Below are 2,806 nucleotides of genomic sequence, written 5' to 3'. Positions count from 1 at the left end.
GCGCACCGCGCACCTGGAGGGGCTGCGGGAGCAGATCTTCCAGGAGATCAAGGGACGCACCCTCGAGACCGACCTGTCCGTCCCGAGTCGGCGCGGCGACTGGTGGTATTACGGGCGCACTGTCGAAGGGAGGCAGTACGGCATCCAATGCCGCGCGCCGCTCGCCTCGCCCGAGGACTGGACCCCGCCGGATCTGTCGCCCGATGCCGAGGTGGCCGGCGAACAGGTGCTCCTCGATGCCAACGTCGAAGCCGAGGGCCACGACTTCTTCTCTCTCGGCAGCTTCGAAGTCTCCAATGACGGGGCGCAGATGCTGTACGGCGTAGACCTGGACGGCTCCGAACGCTACACGATCCGCGTGCGCGACATCGCGACCGGCGAGATGCTTGCGGATGAGATCCCCGACACGTCCGCGGGAGCCGGCTTCTCCCCCGACGGGCGGTTCATCGTCTATACGACGGTCGACGACGCGTGGCGCCCCGACACGGTCTGGCTGCATGAGCTGGGCACCCCGGTCGAAGACGATGCGAAGCTGTTCCATGAGCCGGACGAGCGGTACTGGGTCGGGGCGGGGTTCACCCGCAGCGACCGCTACCTTTTCATCGAGCTCGGCTCCTCCATCACCTCCGAGGAGTGGATTCTGGATGCCGACGACCTGCGCGCCGAGCCGCGCGTGGTGTGGCCGCGCCAGGAGGGCGTCGAGTACGAATCCAGCCACGCCGTGATCGACGGGGAGGATGTGCTGTACATCCTCCACAACGACGGGGCATTGGACTTCGAGCTCGTGCGGGTCGCGGCATCCGATCCCGCAGGCGCACGCGAGGTCGTCGTCGCCCACCAGCCGGGACACCGCCTGCTGGGAGTCTCGACTTTCCGCGACTGGGCCGTGCTCGCCTACCGCCGCGGCGGCCTCGCCCGGCTGGGGCTGCTCGACTACGCGTCGGGCTCCGTGAACGAGCTCGAGTTCGACGAGCCGCTCTACGCCGTCGGCGGCGGCGGCAACCCGGAGTGGGCGCCGCCGGTCCTCCGCATCGGCTACGGGTCGTTCACGACCCCTGGCACGGTCTACGACTACGTCATCGCCACCGGAGAGCGGCTCCTGCGCAAGCGCCACCCGGTGCTGGGCGGCTATGAGCCCGCCGACTACGCGCAGGCCCGGGTGTGGGCGACCGCGCAGGACGGCACGCAGGTGCCGATCTCACTCGTCTGGAAGCGATCGTTCGGCGAGGCCGGAACCTCGGTGCGGCCGCTGCACCTGTACGGCTATGGGTCCTACGAGCACTCCATCGAACCCGGATTCTCGGTCGCCCGCCTGTCGGAGCTCGACCGTGGCGTGATCTTCGCCGTCGCCCACGTGCGTGGCGGCGGCGAGATGGGGCGCCAGTGGTACGAGGACGGCAAGCTCCTGCACAAGACGAACACGTTCACCGACTTCGTCGACTGCGCACGGCATCTCGTCGAGGCCGGCTACACGGCGCCGGACCGGATGGTCGCCGAGGGCGGCTCGGCCGGCGGCCTGCTGATGGGGGCCATCGCGAACCTCGCGCCGGAGCTGTTCGCCGGGATCCTCGCCGACGTGCCGTTCGTGGACGCGCTGACCTCGATCCTCGACCCGTCGCTGCCCCTCACCGTGATCGAGTGGGACGAGTGGGGCAATCCGCTGCATGATCCCGACGTGTACGCCTACATGAAGGCGTATTCGCCCTACGAGAATGTGCGGGCGGATGTCGCGTACCCGCGGATCCTCGCCGTCACCTCGCTCAACGACACGAGGGTGCTGTACGTGGAGCCGGCGAAATGGGTCGCGCGACTGCGCGAGGTCGGCGCGGACGCGCTGCTGCGCTGCGAGATGGTCGCCGGCCATGGCGGTGTGAGCGGCCGCTACAACGCGTGGCACGAGCGTGCGTTCGAGCTCGCCTGGCTGCTCGACATCCTCGGCGCCGCCTGACGGCAGGCGGCGGCCCGCAGGATCAGCCGAAGAGGGCTGCGGCCTCTTCGTACCGGTGGAGGGGCACGGTGTTCAGCTCGCCGAGCGCATCGGCGAAGGGCACCCGCACGATGTCGATGCCGCGCAGCGCGACCATCTGACCCCAGGCCTCGCTCATCACGGCATCCGCTGCCGCGAGTCCGAGGCGCGTGGCGAGCACGCGGTCGAAGGCCGACGGCGACCCGCCGCGCTGGATGTGTCCGAGGACGGTGGCACGGGTCTCGATGCCCGTGATGCGCTCGATCTCGGGCGCAAGGACCTCGCTGATGCCACCGAGGCGCGGACGGTTGAACGCGTCGAGCCCCTTGTCGCTGAAAGCCTCGTCCATGCCGGTCAGCGTGAAGCCCTCGGACACGACGATGAGCGGCGCCCGGCCGCGGTCGTGCGCACGCGAGACCAGGTTCGTGATGTCGGTGATCGACTGGGGCACCTCGGGAATGCAGATGGCGTGCGCGCCAGCCGCCATGCCCGCGTGCAGCGCGATCCAGCCGACGTGCCGACCCATGACCTCGGCGACCATGCAGCGCTGGTGCGAGTCTCCGGTCGTGCGCAGGCGATCCATCGCGTCGGTGGCGATGTTGACGGCGGTGTCGAACCCGAATGAATAGTCCGTGGCAGCCAGGTCGTTGTCGATCGTCTTGGGGACGCCGATGACGTTGATGCCGTCGTTGGCGAGGCGGTTGGCGGCCGCGAGTGTGCCCTCACCGCCGATCGCGATGATCCCGTCGATGTGGTGCCCGTAGAGGGTCTTCGCGATGTTCTCGGCGCCACCGCGCGGCCCCTCGTACGGGTTGGTGCGGCTCGTGCCGAGGATCGTGC

At 69.3% G+C, this 2,806-nt stretch carries 2 protein-coding genes; one reads left to right on the top strand and one right to left on the bottom strand.

What is annotated here, in order from left to right; translation table 11 throughout:
- The coding region (locus tag AC1DVT_RS19300) for a S9 family peptidase (protein ID WP_477390911.1) at positions 1-1,948 on the top strand (1,948 nt) is incomplete at its 5' end.
- A gap of 22 nt (positions 1,949-1,970) precedes the next feature.
- Here the strand turns inward: AC1DVT_RS19300 and AC1DVT_RS19295 are convergent.
- Positions 1,971-2,806, bottom strand: an 836-nt coding sequence (locus AC1DVT_RS19295) for an ATP-dependent 6-phosphofructokinase (RefSeq protein WP_477390910.1), incomplete at its 5' end; no start/stop codon positions are given.

This window comes from Microbacterium sp. P2_F9, assembly GCF_056403635.1.
This window is presented reverse-complemented; position numbering and strand designations above follow the sequence as displayed.